Source organism: Pseudomonas silesiensis (assembly GCF_001661075.1).
Lineage (GTDB): Bacteria > Pseudomonadota > Gammaproteobacteria > Pseudomonadales > Pseudomonadaceae > Aquipseudomonas > Aquipseudomonas silesiensis.
The window spans coordinates 2086806-2109031 of sequence record NZ_CP014870.1; the positions used below are offsets into that span (position 1 = coordinate 2086806).

At 52.8% G+C, this 22226-nt stretch carries 21 protein-coding genes and 1 pseudogene; 18 read left to right on the forward strand and 4 right to left on the reverse strand.

Going from position 1 to position 22226, the window contains the following annotated elements:
* Positions 1-9: 9 nt before the first annotated feature.
* The 4 genes from PMA3_RS09580 (at position 10) to PMA3_RS09595 (ending at position 5238) form a co-directional block, all read left to right on the forward strand.
* Positions 10-966 carry an ABC transporter ATP-binding protein gene (locus tag PMA3_RS09580; RefSeq protein ID WP_064676916.1) on the forward strand — a complete coding sequence of 319 codons (957 nt, stop codon included), beginning with the start codon at positions 10-12 and terminating at the stop codon, positions 964-966.
* 6 nt (positions 967-972) lie between these two features.
* Complete coding sequence (locus tag PMA3_RS09585; protein WP_064676917.1) at positions 973-2211, forward strand: serine hydrolase domain-containing protein; 1239 nt, start codon at positions 973-975, stop codon at positions 2209-2211.
* A 249-nt stretch (positions 2212-2460) separates the two neighbouring features.
* Positions 2461-3642 (forward strand): hypothetical protein, encoded by a 1182-nt coding sequence (locus tag PMA3_RS09590; protein WP_064676918.1) that lies wholly within the window; start codon positions 2461-2463, stop codon positions 3640-3642.
* A gap of 222 nt (positions 3643-3864) precedes the next feature.
* On the forward strand, positions 3865-5238 hold the full coding sequence (locus PMA3_RS09595) for an aspartate aminotransferase family protein (protein WP_064676919.1): 1374 nt from the start codon (positions 3865-3867) through the stop codon (positions 5236-5238).
* 165 nt (positions 5239-5403) lie between these two features.
* On the opposite strand, the pseudogene PMA3_RS33025 reads toward PMA3_RS09595, so the two are convergent.
* The 3 genes and pseudogenes from PMA3_RS33025 to PMA3_RS09605 form a co-directional block, all read right to left on the reverse strand.
* Positions 5404-5505, reverse strand: a pseudogene (locus tag PMA3_RS33025) (AsnC family transcriptional regulator); the annotation flags it as partial.
* A gap of 152 nt (positions 5506-5657) precedes the next feature.
* Positions 5658-6293, reverse strand: a complete 636-nt coding sequence (locus PMA3_RS09600; protein WP_064676920.1) for a LysE family translocator — start codon at positions 6291-6293, stop codon at positions 5658-5660.
* 136 nt (positions 6294-6429) lie between these two features.
* Positions 6430-7047 carry a helix-turn-helix domain-containing protein gene (locus PMA3_RS09605; RefSeq protein ID WP_064676921.1) on the reverse strand — a complete coding sequence of 206 codons (618 nt, stop codon included), beginning with the start codon at positions 7045-7047 and terminating at the stop codon, positions 6430-6432.
* 45 nt (positions 7048-7092) lie between these two features.
* On the opposite strand from PMA3_RS09605, the gene PMA3_RS09610 reads away from it, so the two are divergent.
* From PMA3_RS09610 to PMA3_RS09620, 3 genes are all read left to right on the forward strand, one after another.
* Positions 7093-7788 (forward strand): B3/B4 domain-containing protein, encoded by a 696-nt coding sequence (locus PMA3_RS09610; protein ID WP_064676922.1) that lies wholly within the window; start codon positions 7093-7095, stop codon positions 7786-7788.
* A gap of 242 nt (positions 7789-8030) precedes the next feature.
* Positions 8031-8924: a dihydrodipicolinate synthase family protein gene (locus PMA3_RS09615; RefSeq protein ID WP_064676923.1), complete on the forward strand. Its 894-nt coding sequence runs from the start codon at positions 8031-8033 to the stop codon at positions 8922-8924.
* A 151-nt stretch (positions 8925-9075) separates the two neighbouring features.
* Positions 9076-9714 carry an FMN-binding negative transcriptional regulator gene (locus PMA3_RS09620; RefSeq protein ID WP_064676924.1) on the forward strand — a complete coding sequence of 213 codons (639 nt, stop codon included), beginning with the start codon at positions 9076-9078 and terminating at the stop codon, positions 9712-9714.
* Positions 9715-10070: 356 nt separating this feature from the next.
* Here the strand turns inward: PMA3_RS09620 and PMA3_RS09625 are convergent, their stop codons facing one another.
* Positions 10071-10553 carry a DinB family protein gene (locus PMA3_RS09625; protein WP_064676925.1) on the reverse strand — a complete coding sequence of 161 codons (483 nt, stop codon included), beginning with the start codon at positions 10551-10553 and terminating at the stop codon, positions 10071-10073.
* A 381-nt stretch (positions 10554-10934) separates the two neighbouring features.
* Between PMA3_RS09625 and thrC the strand changes: the two genes are divergently transcribed.
* The 11 genes from thrC (at position 10935) to PMA3_RS09680 (ending at position 22214) form a co-directional block, all read left to right on the forward strand.
* The gene (gene thrC / locus PMA3_RS09630) at positions 10935-12338 is read left to right on the forward strand and encodes a threonine synthase (protein WP_064676926.1); all 1404 of its coding nucleotides are present in this window, start codon (positions 10935-10937) and stop codon (positions 12336-12338) included.
* Between the two features lie 14 nt (positions 12339-12352).
* Positions 12353-12790 (forward strand): Lrp/AsnC family transcriptional regulator, encoded by a 438-nt coding sequence (locus tag PMA3_RS09635; RefSeq protein ID WP_064676927.1) that lies wholly within the window; start codon positions 12353-12355, stop codon positions 12788-12790.
* A gap of 131 nt (positions 12791-12921) precedes the next feature.
* Entirely contained in the window at positions 12922-13971 is a 1050-nt protein-coding gene (locus PMA3_RS09640) for a homoserine dehydrogenase (RefSeq protein ID WP_064680653.1), read from the forward strand.
* Positions 13972-13973: 2 nt separating this feature from the next.
* Complete coding sequence (locus PMA3_RS09645) at positions 13974-15392, forward strand: aldehyde dehydrogenase family protein (RefSeq protein ID WP_064680652.1); 1419 nt, start codon at positions 13974-13976, stop codon at positions 15390-15392.
* Positions 15393-15491: 99 nt separating this feature from the next.
* Positions 15492-17030, forward strand: coding sequence for an amino acid permease (locus tag PMA3_RS09650; RefSeq protein WP_064676928.1), 1539 nt, complete (start codon positions 15492-15494; stop codon positions 17028-17030).
* Between the two features lie 35 nt (positions 17031-17065).
* On the forward strand, positions 17066-18268 hold the full coding sequence (locus tag PMA3_RS09655) for a trans-sulfuration enzyme family protein (protein ID WP_064676929.1): 1203 nt from the start codon (positions 17066-17068) through the stop codon (positions 18266-18268).
* A gap of 209 nt (positions 18269-18477) precedes the next feature.
* Positions 18478-18795 (forward strand): DMT family transporter, encoded by a 318-nt coding sequence (locus tag PMA3_RS09660; protein ID WP_064676930.1) that lies wholly within the window; start codon positions 18478-18480, stop codon positions 18793-18795.
* 278 nt (positions 18796-19073) lie between these two features.
* A complete protein-coding gene (locus PMA3_RS09665; protein ID WP_064676931.1) occupies positions 19074-19856 on the forward strand; it encodes a transporter substrate-binding domain-containing protein in 783 nt (260 codons plus the stop codon).
* Between the two features lie 57 nt (positions 19857-19913).
* Positions 19914-20642 carry an ABC transporter permease gene (locus PMA3_RS09670; protein ID WP_064676932.1) on the forward strand — a complete coding sequence of 243 codons (729 nt, stop codon included), beginning with the start codon at positions 19914-19916 and terminating at the stop codon, positions 20640-20642.
* On the forward strand, positions 20639-21349 hold the full coding sequence (locus PMA3_RS09675; protein ID WP_064676933.1) for an ABC transporter permease: 711 nt from the start codon (positions 20639-20641) through the stop codon (positions 21347-21349). Before PMA3_RS09670 ends, PMA3_RS09675 begins: the two co-directional genes overlap by 4 nt.
* 103 nt (positions 21350-21452) lie before the next feature.
* On the forward strand, positions 21453-22214 hold the full coding sequence (locus PMA3_RS09680; RefSeq protein ID WP_064676934.1) for an ABC transporter ATP-binding protein: 762 nt from the start codon (positions 21453-21455) through the stop codon (positions 22212-22214).
* The last annotated feature ends 12 nt before the right edge of the window (positions 22215-22226 follow it).

Consider the following 22226-nt stretch of genomic DNA (forward strand, 5'->3'; position numbering starts at 1 on the left):
TAAACGGCTATGAATAACGACAAACAGCCCGCACTGCTAAGCGTCAATCAGCTGCACAAGACCTTCGCCACCCGCGACGGCCCGGTGACCGCCATCGACCACATCAGCCTGGAGGTGCAGGTCGGTGAGACGGTCGCGCTGGTGGGGGAATCCGGTTGTGGAAAAAGTACGGTGGCCGCGACCTTGCTCAGTCTGCTACCAGCCGATAGTGGGCAAATTCTGGTCGAAGGTCGGCCGCTGCCCACTGATGCCAGGGCGCGGGGCAGGAGCTTGAGCATGGTGTTCCAGAATCCCTACGCCTCGCTGAACCCGAAAATGACGATTAAGGCGATTGTTGCCGAGCCGCTGAAGGTTGCCTTTGGTTTGCGCGGTAGCGCCTTGCACGCGCGCATTCTCACGCTGCTGGCAAATGTGGGGATGGGCGAGGAGCACATGGAGCGCTATCCCCATGAATTCTCCGGTGGCCAGTTGCAGCGCATCGCTATCGCCCGGGCCCTGGCGCTGGAGTCAAAACTGCTGATCCTCGATGAGCCTACGGCGGCGCTCGACGTGTCGGTCCAGGCCCAGGTGCTGCAATTGCTCAAGACGCTTCAGGCCGACAATGGCCTGAGCTACCTGTTTATCAGCCACGACCTTGCGACGGTCGAGTATCTGGCGCAGCAGGTGCTGGTGATGTACTTGGGGCGCATCGTCGAGGCCGGGCCTGTAGAGCAGGTGTTTGGCCGACCGCGTCATCCCTACACGCGTGCGCTGCTCAATTCAGTGCCCTCCATCGACCCGGAACGTCGTGACCAGTTGCAAGTTCTGAGTGGCGAGATCCCCAGCCCCTTGAACCGGCCTGCCGGGTGCCACTTCGCGCCCCGGTGTCCGCGGGCCAGTGAGCGTTGTCGCCGAGAGGTGCCAGTCGAGACCCAGGATCACGGCCACCGCTTTTCTTGCCACCACCCTCTGAACGATGAGAGCTGAACCCCTATGTACAATAAAAAAGACATGACCGCCCCGGGCATTGGTTATCAGGACTTAAGGCTGATGCAGGGCTATCCGCCGCCCCGGGAAAAGCAAGTCGCCCAGCATAACTGGGACAGTCCGCCCTATAACCGCTGGTCGTTCCAGCACATGAGCCAGCTGTTTCCGGTGGCCGCTATTCATCGCAGTCCCGGGCCGGTCACCGAACTCGAGCGCAACGAACGCTCACTGGACGACGTACGTTTCCAGCGAGTCGACGGCGGGCAGACCGATCTGGCGACCTTCTTGACCGATAGCTACACCGATGGTTTTTTGGTGCTTCATCAAGGCAAGGTGGTTTCGGAGCAGTATTTCAACGGTATGCAGCCGCACACGTTGCATCTGTTGCAATCGGTGTCCAAGACCGTCGTCGGTAGCCTGGTCGGCAGGTTGATCGGCCAGGGCAGAATCGATCCCCAGGCGCGTGTCAGCCACTATGTGCCCGAGCTTTCGGCAAGCGGTTATGGCGACGCCCGGGTACAGGATCTGCTGGATATGCGCACGGGAGTGAGATTCAGGGAGGACTACACGGATCCGGATGCTGAATTCATCCAGTTGGATATCGCCTCGGGTTGGCGTGAACGGGGAGAGCTAAAGTCGCCTGACAGCATTTATGGTTTGTTGAAGTCGCTGAGTAAAGACCGTGAACATGGCCAGTTCTTTGAGTATCGCTCAGTGGATACCGACGTGTTGGCCTGGGTCTGTGAGCGGGCCTGCGGCGAGCGGCTCCCCGTATTACTGAGCCGGGAGATCTGGTCAAGACTGGGGGCAGAACAAGACGCGAATATCACCCTCGATTGCGTTGGAACCGCATTGGCCGATGGCGGGATGAGCGCCACGCTGCGTGATCTGGGGCGCTTTGCCCAGATGTATCTGCAGGGGGGACGTTTCAACGGCCAACAGATTGTTCCAGAGGAATTTGTGCGCGCATGCGGCCGTGGTTCCACACCGGCTTTTGAAGTCCTCTATGGCTTTTATGTCAAACACTTTCCTGACGCCGCCTATAGCAATCAGTGCTGGGTGCTGGACAGTGAACAGGGTACCTATTCGGCGCGCGGAGTATTTGGGCAGAGTATCTATTGGGATCCGGCTTCTGAAGTGGCAATCGTAAAACTTTCCAGTTGGCCGGACTTTATCAATGCAGAGTGGACGTTGAATACCTTCCGTGCTTGTGCCGCTGTGGTTGAAGAACTTCAACGCAGCTGACGCGGGAGTGTGAATGACTGCGGCTTGTCAGGCACCTCCCAGCCTTGGTGAAGAGGTGCCGTGTGCAGGCTCGGCATAGTTACACCCAGACCCGGCTGGCCGCCGGCGGCTGACCCTCCCGGCCCTCACTTGGACGCTGTTCGCAGCCTTCGTCCTGGCGGGCCCTACCCCTTTCATCCAGACCGCGCTTTTGCCGTGGCCGGGATAGCTGTTGCCAAAAATAAGACCTAGAGAAGAGACGGAGCGACCATGAACTTGAATACTACCCGGGCCTTGCGCTCATTGACCCCGCTGGCGCTGTTGGGGGCCCTTTCCACCCCCGCGATGGCGATCCAGGTCACCGACAACCTCGATCTCGGGGGTGCCGTCCGGGCGCGTTGGGACTATGACCCGGATCGCGACATCCAGAAGTTCAACTTCGACACCGCGATCCTCAGCGCCAATTACAACTCCGACACCTGGATCGGCGAAGCCAAGTACCGTTTCTACGGTCGAGCCTACCCTTACAACTACACAAAGCATGTCGGTGACGTCCAGTTCGCCGAATTGGCGTGGATCGGCTACAAGTTCAACCCCGACCAGCAGGTCCAGGTCGGCCTGAACCAGCTGCCGTTCGGTTTGCAGCCGTACTTCGGCAGCACGTTCTACCAAACCATGGGCAGCGTCGTGGGACTGGAAGACGTGGAAGAAGTCGGCGCCAAGTACATCCAGCAAAGCGGCGACTGGAATATTCAGGCCGGTTACTACCTGCGCCCGGCCTGGCAGGGCAAAGGCACCAGCAACGGTGAAACCTACTCGAGCGTGGTCTCCGAAGCGGACAGCTATGTCACCGACGGCAGCAACAACCAGGAACGCAACACCGTGGTCCTGCGGGTGGCCAAGGCGCTGGACCTGGGGCCGTGGAAGTCCGAAGTCGGGATCTCCGGCCTGACCTCGTCCCTGGAGAACCGCGACACCAACAACGATGGCCGGCGCAATGCCATGGCGGTGCACTACATCGGCAAAAACGGCCCGTGGGGCGTGCAACTGCAAGCCGCGCGACAGCAGATGTCCCCGCGCAACCCCGGCACTGATGAACTGGTGACTTTCGGCGGTTACGACGCCACCTACAACGTCGCCAGTCGCGGCAACTTGTACGTGGCGGATGTGAGCTACGACGTCAGCGGCAAGTACCTGTTCGATCAGATCAGCGGTGTGAAGCTGTACGCCAACTACAGCGCCTTCGATAAATCCGCGGACGATTTCAAGACCTCGCAACGGATGATTTTCGGCACCTCGTTCTCCCTCAGCAAACTGTGGATCGCCACGGAATGGTTGTACGGCAAGAATGATCCGGTCATCGGTGGCGGCAGCCTCACCCAGAGTCTGGGGGCTGGTGGTAGTAACCAGTGGGAAAACCAGTTGTACATGAACATCGGTTATTACTTCTGATCCGGATTTTTTGGTAACAGCCCTAAAGTCCTCTTTGCGAGCCTGAACTGGTCAAGTAAGTCCGGACACCGATTACGGTGTTCATGCCGCTTTTTTCTCCATGGCTATTGGCGACAGGTAGTTGTTGTAGCTGTGGAGCCTGGTGCGGTTGCCTGGGTATTTAATTGGGCTTCTATACGGCCCTTGGTTTAACGAATCCTCTCTCACTTCGAGGCATTAATCATGACGGATTTGCTTGCACAAAAAGATGTTGTAAATCACCTCCATCCATATACGGATGCTCGACTTCATGAGGCGGATGGCCCCCTCATTATCGAGCGTGGAGAAGGCGTTCATGTTTATGATAATCAAAATAAGCGATACATTGAGGCGATGTCAGGGCTATGGAGTGTAGCGCTTGGTTTCAGCAACCAGCGGCTGATCGAGGCTGCCGAAAAGCAGCTACGTACACTGCCGTTCTATCATGTGTTTTCCAGCAAGGCACACCGCCCCAGCATCGAGCTCGCCGAAAAATTGGTGGAGATGGCTCCGGTGCCGATGAGCAAAGTGTTTTTCACCAACTCCGGCTCTGAGGCAAACGACACAGTAGTTAAGCTTTTGTGGTACCGGAACAATGCTCTGGGGAAGCCCGCCAAGAAAAAGTTCATCAGTCGGCAGAACGCCTATCACGGTATCACTACCGTAAGTGCGAGCCTCACTGGGCTGCCGGCAAATCAGCGCGGTTTTGACGTTCCCCTGCCGGGCTTCCTGCATGTCAGCTGCCCGCACTTTTACCGATATGGTCGAGCAGGTGAAACAGAAGAACAGTTCGCCGATCGCCTCGCCCGAGAACTGGATGATCTGATCATCAAGGAAGGCCCAGAGACGGTCGCAGCGTTTTATGGGGAGCCGCTGATGGGAGCGGGGGGGGTGATCATTCCGCCGAAGACCTACTGGGAAAAGATCCAGAAGGTGTGCCGCAAGCATGACGTCTTGATTGTCGCGGACGAGGTCATCTGCGGTTTCGGTCGAACCGGCAATATGTTCGGTTGCGAGACCTTTGATATCGAACCAGACGTCATGGTGGTATCCAAACAGCTGTCGTCCTCCTATCAGCCCATTGCAGCCATATTGATTAACGACGCTGTTTACCAAGACATTGCCGACCAGAGCCAATCCATCGGCACGTTAGGGCATGGCTTCACTTGTAGCGGGCACCCGGTAGCTACTGCAGTCGCCCTGGAAAATCTTAAAATTATCGAAGAGGAGGGCCTGGTTCAGCATGCTGCTGAAATGGGGATTATCCTTCGCAAAGGGCTTCAGCAGTTTGCTGATCATCCAATGGTTGGCGAGGTTCGTGGTGTGGGGTTGATTGCTGCCGTTGAGTTGGTAGCCGACCGGCACACAAAAGAGCCTTTTGAGGCTGTTGGCAGACTCGGACGGTATCTGTCCTCTCAGGCCCAGGAGCGTGGCATGATCAACCGAGTCATAGGAGATGCATTGGCATTCTGTCCTCCGTTGATCTCAACGGAGAAGGATATCAATGAAATCCTTGGAGTTTTTGCGGCTTCTCTGGATGCGACACAACACTGGTACCTCAAACACACGGCACAGTAGTTAACGCCACTCACTACAGGCAGAGCCGGAATGCGGAGTCGTCCGGCCTGCCGCTTCGTACTCGCTTTGTCCTTCAAATGAGGCTAAAGAAGGCAGCCTTGGTCAGGATGTAGTCTCATCAGGACAAAGCATTTTTTACATGTTCGGTTCGCATCTCGTATCCCCAAGCTGTTCCGGAGAATCGCTCCGTAACCAAGCAACATAATCGAACTCACCACTCACCGCACATAGCTGTTCGATCTGCGCCATTGAGTTCAGTCGCCTCAACTGCCCTCGCTCAGCATGCTGCGAGTCTTTGAAGAAGTCGCACGGCATCGCCGTTTCAGCCAGACGGCGCTGGGTCTTGACGTTACCCAAGGCGCGGTCAAGTGGCTTACACAATCAATAGACTCTACATGCATAAACAGCCCAGACCCGGGCTAGGAGTGGGAGAACATCAGCTTTACTCCAGCCGCTCCGAAAACTAGCGCAAGGGTGCCTTCGATCCATCGGCGTGCTCGGCGATATCCCCGAATCATGGGCGCGGTGGAGAAGACGATCGCATAGCCACAGAAGATAGTGACGCTAAGCACGGCGCAACCGGCCAGAATAATCCCGACCGTTTTTGGCGAAGCTTGCGGCCCCAAGCCAAGGGTCATGGTAGCGATCCAACCCAGCAGTGCCTTGGGGTTTGTGAGATGCATAAGCAGGCCGCGCTGATAAAGACTGAAGCCCGACACTTTTGGCGCGGCCGCTATCTCTTTCTCGAGCCGCTCATTGGACGTTAGAGCAGAGCGGCCTGCTTTGATGGCAAGGAAGAGCAGGTAAGCACCGCCAACCGTTTTTAAGACACCCAGCGCCTGCGCATACTGTGCCAGGACGGCTGAGACGCCCGTGGCTGCCATCGATCCCCAGAAAATCGAACCACTGATCACACCTGCCGCTAGCAGGAGCGCAGGCTGCCTGCCTTGGTTCATCGCGACGCCCATTATTCGCATGTTGCTGGGTCCAGGACTCGCCGCTCCAACAATATAGGCCGTAAATACGAGGAAGAGATGGTGGTAATCAAATGACATTAAAAGCCCCTTAACGAAGTTCTATGCCAGTCAGCGGCTCTGTTATCAGGAGCCCTATGACGGGGCGATGATGGCCGACCACAAGAGCCAACCCGGCGGACTCCTCTGCAAGCTTCAGCGCGATGCTGTCTGAACGTTAAATTTCACGCCCGGATTGGTGGATCTCCGTTACAGACATGGTGAATATCAGTTTTGATTTGCCTTTATTCGAGTAGGCATGAGGTACATCTGTTTTTGCTACGGCTGAGCAACCCGCAGAAATGCTCAGTTCGGTATCTCCTACTATGAAGTGGAGTGTCCCTTTCTCCACGTGAAATAGCTCAGTTGTGCCGTGAGGGTGCCCTGAGGAGGCAAAAGTTTCGCCGGGAAACATTTCCCAGCGCCAAAGCTCAAGCATGTTCGGACCACTGGTTCCAGCCAGGAGCCTAGCCGTCCCTCCCATGTTACCTGTCCAGAGTGTGGGAATATCCTTGCTCTCGATGAGGTGGGCAGATGGGGCGTCGGACACGTTTACGACATCAGCAACTGAAAGGCCCAAAGCAGCAGCGATTTTGCACAGGATCGCGATGCTTGGGTTAGCCGTGCATTTCTCTATCTCGACCACCATGCCCTTGCTGACACCGGAGCGACGGGAAAGCTCGTCGAGAGTGATTTTCCGCTTCTTCCGTTCCTGTTTGAGCCTGCGGGAAACTGCCTCGCTAACGGTTTGAACGTCGGCCCCTGTGTTGGTCGGTATATTGACTATTTTGGTCATTGATCGCTAGTATGAAGTGAAATTTAGGATTAAAGGGATTCTCTGATGCTGTCCGTACTGCCGTCAATCGACCAAGACGTAATCAATTTGGCACCTGAGTTCAGAGCGCTCAGCATTGTGGTCGAAGCTGCACCAATAGCCAATCCAGATATTGGCAAGGACGCTTTGGCTCGAGCCTGTCAATCAGTCACGGCGGGTGGTGCACTGTGGGCAGACGCTCACCTGACCGCTTGGGCGGATCTCTTCCGAAAATTCGGTGCCAAGCCGCAGCGCACCCCTTGCTCAGCTGAAGCTCTTCGCAAACGGGTCCTGCGTGACGGCAGTCTGCCGAGTATCGATCCAGTGGTTGATCTCTATAACGCCATCAGCATTGAATACGCGGTTCCTGTCGGCGGTGAGAACGTCGAAGCCTATGTGGGCTCGCCGCGACTCGCTGTTGCAGATGGATCGGAACCTTTCGACACCATGAAAGAAGGTGCTCCAGCCCACGAATATCCTGATGCCGGTGAAGTTGTTTGGCGGGACGATCAAGGGGTGACTTGCCGTCGTTGGAATTGGCGTCAGGGTGTTAGAACACGGCTCAGTGCAGATGCGAAGCACATGTGGTTCATTCTGGAAAGTCTGCCGGAAATGCCGCTTGAAGCGTTGACTGAAGCGGGTGACAAGCTGATCGAAGGTCTGCAACTGATGATGCCAGGTGCCCAGATTGAGAGTGCACTAATCGGCCCTGGCGCCAATTAGTAAATAAGCGAGACGGTACAGGCTGCTTGTGGGGATGCGTACGGGGTTATGCCCAATCTCGCCTCGCATGCAGCCTTTTTTATAGGTGGCAATCATGCTCAACCACATTACCTTGGAAAGCCTGCTGCTGAATCGAAGAAATCTCCACGGCGCATGGAGTCGATTATTAAGCGATGAGTGCTTCGGAGTCAGTCCGTCCTGTGGTGATCTAATTGCAGAATCACACAATGGAGTCCTGAACTATGTTTACCGGTCTTAGTGCATTTCCTTTGACGCCAATGAATGAGCAGGGTGTGGATGAAGGAGCATTTACTCGCCTTGTGGAGCAACTGGTGGCTGCGAAAGTGGATTCTATCGGTGCGCTCGGGTCTACAGGAAGCTATGCGTACCTTTCTCGGATTGAACGTTCACGAGTTACGCAGTTGGCAGTAGAGGCAGCCGGGAATGTTCCCGTCATGGTAAGCATAGGATCGCTGCGTACACGTGATGTGCTGTTGCTGGCAGAGGATGCGCAAAAAGCAGGAGTCAAAGCATTGTTGCTGCCGCCCGTTTCCTATCAGAAGCTATCAGCTGAAGATGTTTTTTCCCTGTACGAAACGGTCACCGCCAATATCTCCGTCCCGCTATGCGTCTATGACAACCCCGGCACCACCCATTTCGAATTTACTGATGAGCTTCACGGGCGCATTGCCCGCCTGCCGAATGTGCACTCGATCAAGATCCCTGGCGTTCCCGAAGCACCAGATCAGGCCAGGGCACGAGTCGATCGCCTTCGGGCACTGATTCCGGAGCACGTAACGATCGGGGTAAGCGGGGATGCATTTGCTGCTACTGGATTGAATGCAGGCTGTGAGGTCTGGTACTCGGTCATTGGGGGCTTGTTCCCAAAAACGGCCCTGGCAATCACGCGTGCTGCGTTGTCGGGTAACGCCGAAGAAGCGGCTCGCCTTTCCGAATCTTTGAAGCCTCTATGGGCCCTCTTCACACAATTTGGGGGAAGCTTGCGCGTTGTTGCAACGGCGGCCGAGCTTCGTGGATTCACCCACTCTCCGAGCTTGCCATTGCCGCTCAGAGCCATAAGTGGATCAGGGCGTCAGCAAATTGCTGCGGCGATCGACGAGCTCGAATTGAGCTGAGCAGTAAGTGCTGCGAACGCATCCGAAACGCCGAGCTGCATCTTTACAATGATACAGCTCAGCAGGTGCGGTAGGGCGGATGTTGAGTCGGTTTTGACCGGCGCAGTGGGCCTAATGTTGGGCGAGCAGATCAGTTATAGGAGCAAAGTGAATGTACATCCCCCCTCAGTTCGAAGAGTCTCGTGTTGGCGTTTTGCAAGAAGTCATTATGCGAAATCCGCTTGGGTCACTTGTCACTTGTTCGGGTGATGGGATTGACGCCAATCACCTCCCTTTTGAACTTGTACTCCGCAGCGGTGCGCTTGGGGTGCTGCAAGCGCATGTGGCGCGGAATAATCCCCTATGGCATGAAGTCGCCCAGGGCAGCGAGGTGTTGGTGATATTTCGAGCTCAAGATGCGTATATATCGCCACAATGGTATCCGAGCAAACAGGATTTCCATCAGCAAGTCCCCACTTGGAACTACCGGGTCGTGCACGCATTTGGTCGTGTGACGTTTCACGATGATGCTCAGTACGTGCGTCGTGTCGTGGCAAAGCTGACCAAGTCTAATGAAGCAACTCAGCCCACACCTTGGAAAATGACCGATAGTCCCAAGGAGTACATAGATGCCATGCTGAAAAAAATTGTAGGGGTCGAGATCGAAATCACGAGGCTAGTGGGGAAATTCAAGCTCGGTCAGGATGAGGAAGCTCGTGATATCCGAGGTGCTGGCGATGCTTTGGTCTCACGTAATGAGCGAGAAATTGGATTAGCCATGCTTGAGTGCGCTGATAATAAAGACATTTAGCATCTTCCTTCCCACGTACAAAAAGGCGCCTACTGAAATAAAGGAGCACTTCTATTCGTGACGCTCCTCATAAAAATCGTCGGCACTTATGAATTGTCTTTGCAGTGAGGGCGCCTCAGCAGAAGGTGGCTTGCTGAGGCATTTTTTTGAGATCGCTGCTTCGGGCCGGCGGGTCGGCTTACTCAGTTTGAATCACACCGAAGCCTCGTTCGACATTTGAGCGGAATTGTCTCAGGTTCCTTTTATGCATCCAGCGCTCGTCATATTGGGGGCAACTGATGCTTGATCGGGTATGCGGATCATCGAAAGATTTCCTATTACGTATCATTGCCATACATGGGCCGGCCCATCAGTGCCTAGAGCTTCAAAAACGTTGTGAAATGGTCCTTGTGATCCAGCAGGAGCTCACGAGGCAAGATAGTCGCCACACTTCCGCGATGCTGCAATCCGTGTGATAGCACGTGTGCAAGAACCTGCTCTTTCGTCATGTTGCCTGGTTTTCCATCCTTGAAAATAAACGCAACCGGATCAGACAGTTCGATTGCAGTGATCGACTGGGTGTAGTTCACAAACCATTGATTCGCTGAAGAAAAGGACTCTTCCAGTCGACTGGGGTCTTGTTTCTGTTTGGTCAGGATGGAGTCAAATTCATCCGGTTTTCCCTGCAGTCTGGCAATGAACAGCTGGTCAACAATATTGATATGGGCTAACCAGTAGAGTGCTTCCTCCATTTCCGTTGGATATTTTTTTGCCGCGGGAGCTTTCAAGCACTTGAACAGCTCCTCCTCAGACCATGCCTTGTATTTGTAAAGCGAATGAAGAAGGTTCGTGGCACTCATGGCGTTCTCCTGGATTTCTAATTTTCTGGCTGCCCTGGACCTTCTGATGCGAATGCGGATAGGGCTCCTTCCCGCAGGGGGATAGCCATGCACGGTCGGACAGATGGGATGGTCACTATATTGACTTTTTTAGTCAATAGTTGGTAGCTTGAACGGCAAGCGACGAAAGTGGCCATGTGGTAGCTGAGTGATGGGTGATTGGCCTGGCGCGGGCGATGTGCGACCCCTCACCATTTGCGTTTGCAGATGACGATGATCTCGCTCAACGCTTCAGAAGAAGGCCTCACATTGCATAGGAAAGGCTCACTGCAGCACTGAATTTCAGCAGGGCGCCGCCTTACGGGTGGAAGGCTCAGAAAAGGCGAGAGGGTGTCTCAAATCATGAAGTACGTCAGCACACGGACGCCTGGTAAAGAATTCGAGTTCAGCGAGGTCCTCATGGGGGCGTACGCACCGGATGGTGGGCTTTTCGTTCCTAGCAAGGTCCCTCGCTTCAAAAGCGATGATCTCCTGAAGCTTGAATGGCTACCATTTCACGAACTGGCACGTCATGTGATCGAGCCGTTCCTTGGTGACTATATCCCTCAAAATGAACTGTCTCGAATTCTTGAGGAGACATTTGACCGCTTTAAAAGTAACGCTGTTGCGCCGCTCTACCAGACGGCTACCAATGAGTGGGTATTAGAACTATTCCACGGTCCGGCAGGGGTCTATCAAGACTTCGGTCTCCAATTGATGTCTCGCCTGGTTGAATACTCCTTACTAAAGTCCGGAAAGAAAGCGCTTGTCGTTGGCTGCACTGGTGGAGACACCGGTGCCGCAGCCATCAAAGCCTTCAATGGCATGGAAAGTGTGACTGTGATTGTTCTGCACCCTTCCAGAGGAATAACAGAGGAACATCGGCGTCGCTTATTAGGCGCTGCCGAAGAAAATGTTGTAAATATTTTGGTTGAGGGTGATTACGCCGATTGTCATCAGTTGTGCGAAAAATTTCACAGAGGCATTAACGAAACAGGTCAACAATTAATATCTTTCAATTCGGTGAATTGGGTGAGGGTGCTGGCGCATCTGTCCTTCTACTTCTACTCGTCGCTTCAATTAGGTGCGCCTGAAAGAGAGGTTGCATTCAGTGTGCCTACCGGAAATTTTGGTGCTCTCTATGCAGGCTATATTGCAAGGGAAATGGGGTTGCCCATCAGGCAGCTAATTGTAGCAACGAATACCAACGCGGGTTTACATAATTTTCTTCAGTCTAACCTCTATAGGCGTAATGAGATCCGTACTACCAACACGCCTTGCATGAATGTGTCGTTAGCCTCAAATTTCGAGCGGCTGCAATGGAGTATTCTCAATAGGTGCAGTGATAAAGTGGCTAGAAATATGGAGTTACTAGAGACAGATGGCCAAATTCAACTGGAACAGGACGAGTGGTTGGAGGCGCGAAAGCTATTTGATTCTTTGGCGGTAGAGGATGCAGAGGCGTTTTCCTGTATTCATGAAGTCTTTGTTAAGAGTGGTTACTTGATCAGTCCTAATACCGCGATTGGATTACGAGCTGCGCGAATTAACAGGCGTAGCTTACTGACACCAATGATCTGCTTGGCCACGACGCATCCTTCAAGCTCTGCCTCAGTTCTGGCTGAAGCCGATGTTAAATCTCCAATGAGTGTGGTGAGTGCTCACCCCTTCTCTAATGTCGAATGCATTTCAATTTCCAATGATGTTGGCATCCTTACGGAACTCATCAAGGCGATATCCCAAGACACGAAGTCTCGCTCGCTATAATCCTGGAGTTAGAGATGAAACGCGCTTTAGATAAGACGGATGAAAAAATACTGGAAGAGCTTACTCGTAATGCTCGACTTGCGCATAATGACATTGCCATGAAAGTTAATTTGTCCAGGAATGCTGTCAGGCTCAGGATTGAACGGTTGGAGCGGGACGGATATATCCGGGGTTATACCATAATCAAAGGTGCGCCACCTTCCGAGGTTGCGCCAATTAATGCCCTTATTTTTGTGTATCGAAAAGACCGAATGCGCGGTGCTGAAGTAGTGCGTTCAATTGTCTCAATGCCTGAGATCGTGTCCTGCAATGTGATGAGTGGTGACCTGGATATTGTAGTGACAGTTGAAGCGGCAAGTTCGGATTGTATTCATCGGGTCTGGAGCGACATATCCACGTTGCCAGGAGTTTTGAATACGGTTACGTCATTTGTATTGTCTTGCACGAAGTAGGTTGCTAGGAAATCAAAATGCTCTCTCCTGCGAGCATTCTGCTCGCAACAATGATCGGTTTGCCATGTTCGTATGAGCACTGCTGCAGTTTAGTATTTCAGTACCGAAAACATAACAATGAGGCCCATGTCGTGACTGAATATAAAATTGCTTTGCTTGGTTTTGGTGGTGTAAACCGTGCGTTGACGCAGCTCATTGCAGATAAGAACGAGCACTGGGCTAATGAATTTGGTTTTAAGCTAAAAATTGTTGGTGTCAGTGACCTTTACTTTGGCTCCATTATCAATAAGAACGGGTTGGATGCCCACGAATTGGCCGCAGTTCCTGCTGTAAAAGGGGGGTTTAGAACATTGCCAGCGGGCAGTGCTGAGCCTGCCAATGAGACGGTTATCCGTTTCTCGGGGGCCGATCTTATCGCCGAGGCTACGTTCACCAACCCTGTAGACGGAGAGCCAGCTACAACTTTCTGTCGCTGGGCTCTGGAAAAAGGTATCAGTGTGGTCACCACCAACAAAGGGCCGGTGGCGTTGCACGCTGAAAGCCTGAAAGCATTGGCCAGAAGCACCGGTGCCCAATTCGAGTTTGAAGGCTCGGTAATGAGCGGCACTCCCGTCATTCGTCTGGCTAAAGAGTCGCTGGCCGGCTCGGAAATCAGCGGGTTTAAGGGCATCTTGAATGGTACGTCCAATTTCGTACTTTCCAGCATGGAAGAAGGTCTCGACTTCTCTGATGCAGTCGCCAAGGCTCAGGAACTCGGTTACGCAGAAGCTGACCCCACCGCAGATGTGGAAGGGCATGATGTTCGTCTTAAAGTAGTCATTTTGGCGAATGAGCTTCTGGGAGCGAAGTTGACGCCGAGCGATATCCTTTGCAAAGGCATCTCGGGGATCACGTCAACAGATATCGCCGAAGCAACGAAGGCCAATGCCCGGTGGAAACTAATTGGCAGCGCGGAAAAAATGAGCAATGGCTCCATCACTGCATCTGTTAGTCCTCAATTGTTGCCTCAGGGGGACGCACTGGCCGGTGTGAGTGGTGCAACGAATGCAATTACCTTTACTACAAATGTCCTGGGTCCGGTAACGGTTGTCGGAGCGGGTGCAGGTCGGTTTGAAACAGCATTCGCCTTACTCTCGGATATCGTCAGCATTCACAAGAACAAAACTAAGATAGGCAAATGATCATGAATAGCTTGAGTCTTTCGCTCGCTGTTGATTATAAAACCATAACAGTTTTGAGCCCGTATGATGGCGCTGCAGTTGGAGAGGTGACGGACATGCCCGCTTCATTTGCCACTGCGATCATTGATACGGCGAAGCTTGGTGCGCTGATCGCCAAAGAACTACCAAGGCACGAACGTGCTCGCATACTGGAAAAAACCGCTGCTTTGGTCGAGAGCGACAAGGAGGCGTTTGCCAGTCTGATTGTTGCCGAGTCGGGAAAAACGATCAAGCAGGCGAGAAAGGAGGTTTTACGCTGCGTCAATACGCTGAAACTGTCCGCTGAGGAGGCCAAACGTAATGCTGGCGAAGTGATTCCGTTTGACTCCTATGTAGGATCCGAGTCCCGTCAGGGATGGTTTACTCGGGAGCCTTTGGGTGTAATTGTTGCAATTACCCCATACAACGACCCACTCAACTTGGTCGCTCACAAGTTGGGGCCTGCGATCGCTGGCGGTAATGCTGTTGTACTCAAACCTTCTGAGCTCTCTCCGTTATCTGCCATTAAGCTGGTGGCCTGCCTGAACGCTGCGGGTCTTCCTCCTGCGGTCGCGTCCATTGCAACTGGAGGGGCCGCGCTGGGCAAGGCACTGGTCGCTCATCGAGCGGTACGTATGGTTTCCTTCACGGGCGGTTTTGTTACCGGTGAGCAGATCTCTCGCAATGCAGGCCTTAAAAAACTGGCGATGGATTTAGGGGGCAATGCCCCGGTTATCGTCATGGGCGATTGTGATCTGAATGAAGCCGTTGAGTCCTGTGTATCAGGCGCTTTTTGGGCTGCCGGGCAAAATTGTATCGGTACCCAACGAATTCTTGTTGAAGAGACAATATATGAAGAGTTCAAAAATAAATTCGTTGTGAAGACAAGTGCTTTAGTCGTGGGAAATCCTGCTGATGAAAGCACGGATGTTGGGCCAATGATTACTGAAGCTGCTGCAAAACGCACTGAAGAAGTAGTTATCGAGGCAATGGATAAAGGGGCTAACCTGTTATTCGGTAATGTACGCCAAGGCTCGCTTTACTCTCCGACGGTCCTGGAGAATGTTAGCCAAAGCTGTAAAGTTTGGTGTGAGGAAGTATTTAGTCCGGTTGTCATTCTTCAACGCGTGGGCTCGCTGGATGAGGCGCTGACACTGGCTAATGAACCAGAATACAGTTTGCATGCGGGTATTTTCACCAGCAATTTGAATGTCGCCATGAAAGCAGCTAAACGACTCGAAGCCGGCGGCGTCATGATTAATGACTCATCTGACTATCGTTTTGATGCAATGCCATTTGGTGGTTCAAAATACGGCAGCATGGGGCGTGAAGGTGTGCGTTTTGCGTATGAAGATATGACGCAACCCAAAGTGATCTGCTTAAACGGTGTTGGCGGAAGTTGATTAAAGGATCGATGTGAATCCCTAGGATTAAATCGGGTCCTCGGCAAGGCTCTTCTGGTCGATAGAGCCTTGCCCAATACAACAATAAAAGGTAACAAAATGAGTGTGAATGATCTTAATCCCACACGCGTGCCATCGTCTGGTGCAACTCGAAAGAGAGACTTCAGCGCAGAAGATGCGGGCTACCAAAAGGTGCTCAAGCCTCGCCAGGTTCAGATGATTGCCATAGGGGGGGCAATCGGAAGTGGTCTATTCATGGGCGCAGGCGCACGACTCGCTGAAGCCGGACCCGCGCTTGTGTTTGTCTATGCAATCTGTGGCTTTTTTGCGTGGTTCATCATTCGGGCTATGGGCGAACTGGTGATGTATCGCCCATCCTCGGGCTCGTTCGTCTCCTATGCTCGAGAGTTCTACGGTGAGAAATGGGCTTTTGCCGTGGGATGGATGTACTGGACTGACTGGGTAATGGTTGCCATTGCAGATCTCACAGCGACAGCGCTCTACCTGAATTTCTTCAAAGCCTATGTCCCTTTCATGGGCGACATTCCTCAATGGTCCTTGGCACTGGGAGCATTGGGTTTTGTTACTGCGATTAACCTTGTCTCGGTAAAAATTTTTGGTGAACTTGAATTCTGGTTTGCCCTGATCAAGGTGGCTGCATTAACGACCTTCCTTGGGATCGGCATTTACATGGTGTTGTTCGGCACTCCGCTGCCAGGCTATGAGGTCGGGTTCAAACTGATTTCTGACAATGGCGGTTGGTTCCCATCAGGCCTTTTGCCCGCCGTAATCATGATCCAGGGGGTGATATTTGCGTATGGCAGTGTGGAGTTGGTTGGTACTGCAGCTGGCGAAGCCCAAGACGTCGCTACAGTCATGCCGAAAGCAATTCGGGCAGTTGTTTTCCGCATTATTGTTTTTTACGTTGGTTCTGTATTGCTGTTGGCAATGCTGCTCCCCCACACAGCGTACTCGGCGGGGGTAAGCCCGTTTGTGACGTTCTTCGGCTCGCTGGGGATCAAGGGGGCAGACGCGATTATGAACATGGTCTTGATTACCGCGGCCGTGTCTTCTCTGAACGCTGGCATTTACTCCACTGGCCGGGTGCTTCGCTCGCTGGCAATCAACGGATCAGCCCCTAGCTTCCTGGCCAAGATGAACCGTCAAGGTGTTCCGTTCGCTGGCATCATGCTGACGACCGTTGCTTCACTAATTGGTGTCGTACTTAACGCCATTGTTCCGGGTGAAGCCTTTGAAATTGCGCTGACACTCACTGCCGTTATGTTGATCGGTTCGTGGTCAACAATCGTCCTGTGTCAGATCAAGCTCTTCAAATACTCCCAACAGGGTGATCTGGAGCGTCCGGGGTTTCGAATGCCGTTTGCGCCTTACAGTGGTTACGCGACCTTGGTGTTCTTCGGTTTGGTTCTGGTTCTTATCGCATTCGATTATCCCGTAGGTACGTACTCGATTGCTTCGCTGCCGTTTTATGCCGCCGCTCTTGTTGCTGGTTGGTACATGGTTCGTGGCCGTGTTCGTGCAATTGAGAGTGGTGAATTAGTCTTTGACAAAAATCAAGAATTGGTCCGGGCAGATCAGACCAATCATCCTTCTTTCACTCGCCTTCAGAATCAATGACACCCAACAAAAAAATAACTTTGGAGGAAATAGACATGCGTCCTGATAAAAAGAATCTGTCCACACTTTCGGCGGCTACACTCGCAGTTCATGGTGGTAACGTAACCGACACCACTACCGGTGCTGTTCGCACTCCGCTGGTGATGGCTAACTCTTATCTCTTGCCTGAAGATCCGGCCACGATGGACTGGTCTAGCCCAGACGGCCTTGTGTACACGCGGAACCAGGGGCATAACCAGGTATGCCTTGAAAAGAAACTTGCTGCACTCGAAGGCTGCGAAGCTGCGGTTGTATTTGCTACCGGCGTAGCCGCTCTGCATTCAGTGTTTTTCTCTTTCTTGAAAAGCGGTGACCACGTCATTGTCAGTGATATTACGTATCAGGCTGTATGGCGTCTTTTCGCGGAGCTTTTGCCTGAGCGTTATGGCATTGAAGCCACATTTGTCGACGTAGGTGACCTAGAGGCTGTTCGCCAAGCGATCCGCCCTAATACCAAACTGATCCATACTGAGACGATTGCTAATCCAACTACTAAGGTTGCAGATATCGCTGCGCTGGCTGAAATTGCCCATGCACACGGGGCACTGATTTCCGTCGATGCTACTTTCACTCCACCTCCGTTTTTCCGTGCCAGTCAGCACGGGGTCGACCTGGTCGTCCACTCTCTGACGAAGTATATCAATGGCCATGGTGATGCCATGGGCGGGGTGGTTATCGGTTCCACTCAGATGATTACCAAGATCAAGAATGACGCTCTTGTTGACCTCGGCGCGACCATCTCTCCATTTAACGCCTGGATGATAATGCGCGGTTCAGTCACGCTGCCTCTGCGACTGAAACAACTTCTAAATACGGCTGAAAAATTGGCTGAGTTTCTCAATTCGGATGATCGTATAGCCTATATCTACTATCCGGGGCTTCCGTCCCACCCGCAGCATGAACTAGCCCGTCGGCAATTTGCAGGCAAGGGATATGGGGCGATGATGGCTTTTGCAGTAAAGGGCGATCCAGATACTCAGAATCGGTTCGTTTCGAATCTGCGCATCATCACTTCTGCAGTATCCCTCGGGCACGATGAGTCCCTCATCGTTCATGTGGGTGCGGAAGGCCGAGGCGGCTTTGACAAGTACCCTGAAGAGTTCCGTACCTACGGTCACCTTCGGTTTTCGGTGGGGCTCGAAGAACCGGACGATTTGATCAAAGATATTTCCCTGGCCTTGGACGAGACATTCAAATGATCTGAACGCTAAAAAATTGGTGGCACCTTTAGCGTTGGATGTACGGCACTGCTCAAAATATGGTCTGGTCGGTAACCCTCCTTTGCCCCCGTACCAGCGGGGGCTTTTTTAAGAGCCCGATCCATTATTTTTATTTTCAGGGGCGCGGCCCCAATACATATAGGTTGTATTCGTCTTGGTCGTGACGGATCTTTCAATGGAGGCTTATCATGGCTTGGATATGTTTAATATTTGCAGGGGTACTTGAAGTTGTTTGGGCTTTCTCCATGAAGCAATCTGAAGGTATGACCAAGCTTGGGCCGACTGTTGTTACCTTGGTAATGCTAATGGCAAGTTTTGCTCTCCTGTCATTTTCCATGAAAAGTCTACCGCTTGGTACTGCTTATACAATTTGGACTGGCATTGGTGCTGTTGGCGCGTTTGCAGTGGGTATCATCTTTCTAGGCGAACCTGCCAGCCTTATGCGAGTTGTCGCAGCTGTCTTAATTGTCAGCGGTCTTGTAATGATGAAGCTGGCTTCAGCTTGATTTTTTCTGTTTTGGTTAGAAAATAAATTATAAGGATTGGAGTGACGCCTCAGCATTTCCTGAGGGAATTCATGCGCTGATTTTTTGTTTACCTTTGCAAAACAGGTTTTCAGTCAAGCAGATTGCTCTCTGTTACGAGCGGTTTGCTCATAATTTTGATCTGTTTGCCATATTTGGATGTGCGAGCCATCGGCGTACCATCAGTGTCCTGTACAAGGATTAAAGTCGTAAAATCGTTAACTGCCCTTAATCAAACTACAACATCTAGGGATTCTCATATGATTTCGCTTCGAAAGCTCTTCGTGTTAGCACTTTTCCCACTTTGCGCGAATGTCGCTCTGGCCAAGGAGTACAAAGAACTGCGTTTTGGCGTTGATGCTTCTTACGCCCCATTCGAGTCTAAAGCCGCAGATGGTAGTCTGACGGGGTTTGACATCGACCTGGGTAATGCAATCTGTGCCAAATTGAAGGTCAAGTGTACATGGGTCGAGAGCGATTTCGACGGCACGATTCCTGGCCTGAAGGCCAACAAGTTCGATGGCATTCTCTCTTCCATGACGGTGACCCCAGCCCGCGAGAAAGTCATCGACTTCTCTAATGAGCTGTTCTCCGGCGCAACCTCTTACGTGTTCAAGAAAAATTCTGGTCTGAGCGTAGAGGTTACTTCCCTTAAGGGCAAGACCGTAGGCTATTTGCAAGGAAGTATCCAGGAAGCCTATGCCAAAGCGGTTCTGGATAAGGCTGGTGTCAAAACTCAGGCCTATCAGAATCAGGATCAGGTTTATTACGACCTGGTTTCCGGTCGCCTCGATGCGGCGATCCAGGACATGCTGCAAGCTCAGCTGGGTTTTTTGAATTCCCCCCAAGGCACTGGTTATGAAGTCAGCAAGCCTGTTGACAGCGAGTTACTGCCAGCCAAAACAGCTATTGGTATATCTAAAGGTAACAAAGACCTCAAGGCCTTTTTGGATAAGGGCATCCAAGCGTTACACGATGACGGTACCTATGACTTAATCCAGAAAAAACACTTCGGTGATCTGAATCTCTATAGCGGCAAGTAAGGCCCCGGTGCCCGTCCTTGGGGCGGGCGCTTTATTATCGCGATAGGTTCCTGAATTATGTTCGAAATACTGTTGCAGGCCCTCGGGCTCTCCACATACAGCATGAAAGGGTTCGGTCCTCTGTTGCTGGAGGGCGCCTGGATGACCGTCAAGTTGTCAATACTCTCGCTGCTGTTGAGCGTGCTGCTTGGTCTTATCGGGGCCAGTGCCAAACTTTCCAGTGTCAAACTCCTGCGAATCCCGGCACAGCTCTACACAACCCTGATTCGCGGGGTGCCGGACCTCGTGCTGATGCTACTGATCTTTTACAGCCTGCAAACCTGGTTGACCGGGATTACGCAAGCACTGGATTGGGAATACATAGAGATCAATCCGTTTGTTGCCGGGATCATCACGCTGGGGTTTATCTACGGTGCCTACTTCACTGAGACCTTTCGCGGGGCGATGCTAGCTGTGCCCCGTGGACAGGTGGAAGCGGCCACCGCCTATGGCTTAAGTCGCACTCAGCGCTTTCGCTTTGTGGTCTTCCCGCAAATGATGCGTTTTGCTTTACCGGGTATTGGTAACAACTGGATGGTCATCCTCAAAGCCACTGCACTGGTTTCGATCATAGGCCTTGCTGACTTGGTAAAGGCAGCCCAGGACGCTGGTAAAAGCACCTATCAATTGTTCTATTTTCTGGTCTTGGCAGCGCTTATTTATTTGGTGATTACCAGTACTTCAAACTATGTCTTGCGTTGGTTGGAACGGCGTTATGCGGCAGGTTCCCGGGAGGCTGTACGATGATCGAACTCTTGCAGGATTACTGGAAACCTTTTCTCTATAGCGACGGCCACCAGATCACGGGGCTGGCCATGACCTTGTGGTTACTCAGTGCCTCAATCTTCATCGGCTTTTTGGTGTCGGTCCCGTTGTCCATTGCCCGGGTTTCATCCAAGTGTTACCTGCGCTGGCCCGTACAGTTCTACACCTACCTGTTTCGGGGAACGCCGCTCTATATCCAGTTGCTGATTTGCTACACCGGGATCTACAGCCTGGCTGCAGTTCGTGCACAACCGGTGCTCGATGCATTTTTTCGCGACGCGATGAACTGCACCATCCTTGCGTTTGCGCTGAACACCTGCGCTTACACCACGGAGATTTTCGCCGGAGCAATTCGCAACATGGCCCATGGCGAAGTCGAAGCTGCGAAGGCCTATGGCCTGACGGGGTGGAAGCTCTATGCCTACGTGATCATGCCATCGGCGCTACGTCGCTCGTTGCCGTACTACAGCAACGAAGTAATTCTGATGCTGCATTCGACCACCGTGGCCTTCACTGCAACCGTCCCGGACATTCTGAAAGTTGCTCGCGACGCCAACTCGGCGACCTTTCTGACCTTTCATTCGTTCGGTATTACTGCGCTGATTTACCTGATGGTTACCTTCGCGCTTGTCGGACTATTCCGCATCGCCGAGCGCCGTTGGCTGGCTTTCCTTGGTCCGGCTCATTAGGGCTTGGTACTCCATATGGCCGCTCATTAGGCCTCGGGCTTTGTCGCCGGCTGTCACAGCTGCACAGCGACGCCACATTTTCCCTTAGAGGATGATTGCGCACATGTACAAATTGACTGTTGAAGAACTGCACAAGAGTTACGGTAACCACGAAGTACTCAAGGGCGTATCTCTGAAAGCCAAAACCGGTGATGTGATCAGTTTGATCGGCGCCAGTGGGTCAGGCAAAAGTACCTTCCTGCGCTGCATCAACTTTCTCGAAACACCCAATGACGGAGCCATGAGCCTGGACGGCAAGCAGATTCGCATGGTCAAGAACCATCATGGCATGCAGGTGGCCGATGCCGCTGAGTTGCAAAGGCTGCGCACCCGTCTAGCCATGGTCTTCCAGCACTTCAATCTGTGGGGCCACATGACCGTTCTGGAAAACATCACGATGGCCCCGCGCCGGGTGCTGGGTGTCAGCAAAAAAGATGCCGAAGATCGTGCCCGACGTTATCTGGACAAGGTGGGGCTGCCAGCGCGTGTTGCGGAGCAGTTTCCAGCATTTCTCTCTGGCGGTCAGCAACAGCGAGTGGCGATTGCACGAGCATTAGCGATGGAGCCGGAAGTTCTGCTGTTCGACGAACCGACGTCGGCGCTGGATCCGGAACTGGTGGGCGAAGTACTAAAGGTGATTCAGGGCCTGGCCGAAGAAGGCCGGACCATGATCATGGTGACCCACGAAATGAGCTTTGCCCGCAAGGTGTCGAGCCAGTTACTGTTTCTGCATCAAGGCCGAGTCGAGGAGCAGGGTGGGGCAGAGATTCTGGATAATCCGCACAGCGAGCGCCTTCAACAATTTCTGTCTAATGGACTGAAGTGAATAGAGTCAACA

Coding starts and splice junctions, on each gene's coding strand:
- PMA3_RS09580 (WP_064676916.1), top strand. CDS start 10: ATGAATAACGACAAACAGCCCGCACTGCTAAGCGTCAATCAGCTGCAC.
- PMA3_RS09585 (WP_064676917.1), top strand. CDS start 973: ATGTACAATAAAAAAGACATGACCGCCCCGGGCATTGGTTATCAGGAC.
- PMA3_RS09590 (WP_064676918.1), top strand. CDS start 2,461: ATGAACTTGAATACTACCCGGGCCTTGCGCTCATTGACCCCGCTGGCG.
- PMA3_RS09595 (WP_064676919.1), top strand. CDS start 3,865: ATGACGGATTTGCTTGCACAAAAAGATGTTGTAAATCACCTCCATCCA.
- PMA3_RS09600 (WP_064676920.1), bottom strand. CDS start 6,293: ATGTCATTTGATTACCACCATCTCTTCCTCGTATTTACGGCCTATATT.
- PMA3_RS09605 (WP_064676921.1), bottom strand. CDS start 7,047: ATGACCAAAATAGTCAATATACCGACCAACACAGGGGCCGACGTTCAA.
- PMA3_RS09610 (WP_064676922.1), top strand. CDS start 7,093: ATGCTGTCCGTACTGCCGTCAATCGACCAAGACGTAATCAATTTGGCA.
- PMA3_RS09615 (WP_064676923.1), top strand. CDS start 8,031: ATGTTTACCGGTCTTAGTGCATTTCCTTTGACGCCAATGAATGAGCAG.
- PMA3_RS09620 (WP_064676924.1), top strand. CDS start 9,076: ATGTACATCCCCCCTCAGTTCGAAGAGTCTCGTGTTGGCGTTTTGCAA.
- PMA3_RS09625 (WP_064676925.1), bottom strand. CDS start 10,553: ATGAGTGCCACGAACCTTCTTCATTCGCTTTACAAATACAAGGCATGG.
- thrC (WP_064676926.1), top strand. CDS start 10,935: ATGAAGTACGTCAGCACACGGACGCCTGGTAAAGAATTCGAGTTCAGC.
- PMA3_RS09635 (WP_064676927.1), top strand. CDS start 12,353: ATGAAACGCGCTTTAGATAAGACGGATGAAAAAATACTGGAAGAGCTT.
- PMA3_RS09645 (WP_064680652.1), top strand. CDS start 13,974: ATGAATAGCTTGAGTCTTTCGCTCGCTGTTGATTATAAAACCATAACA.
- PMA3_RS09650 (WP_064676928.1), top strand. CDS start 15,492: ATGAGTGTGAATGATCTTAATCCCACACGCGTGCCATCGTCTGGTGCA.
- PMA3_RS09655 (WP_064676929.1), top strand. CDS start 17,066: ATGCGTCCTGATAAAAAGAATCTGTCCACACTTTCGGCGGCTACACTC.
- PMA3_RS09660 (WP_064676930.1), top strand. CDS start 18,478: ATGGCTTGGATATGTTTAATATTTGCAGGGGTACTTGAAGTTGTTTGG.
- PMA3_RS09665 (WP_064676931.1), top strand. CDS start 19,074: ATGATTTCGCTTCGAAAGCTCTTCGTGTTAGCACTTTTCCCACTTTGC.
- PMA3_RS09670 (WP_064676932.1), top strand. CDS start 19,914: ATGTTCGAAATACTGTTGCAGGCCCTCGGGCTCTCCACATACAGCATG.
- PMA3_RS09675 (WP_064676933.1), top strand. CDS start 20,639: ATGATCGAACTCTTGCAGGATTACTGGAAACCTTTTCTCTATAGCGAC.
- PMA3_RS09680 (WP_064676934.1), top strand. CDS start 21,453: ATGTACAAATTGACTGTTGAAGAACTGCACAAGAGTTACGGTAACCAC.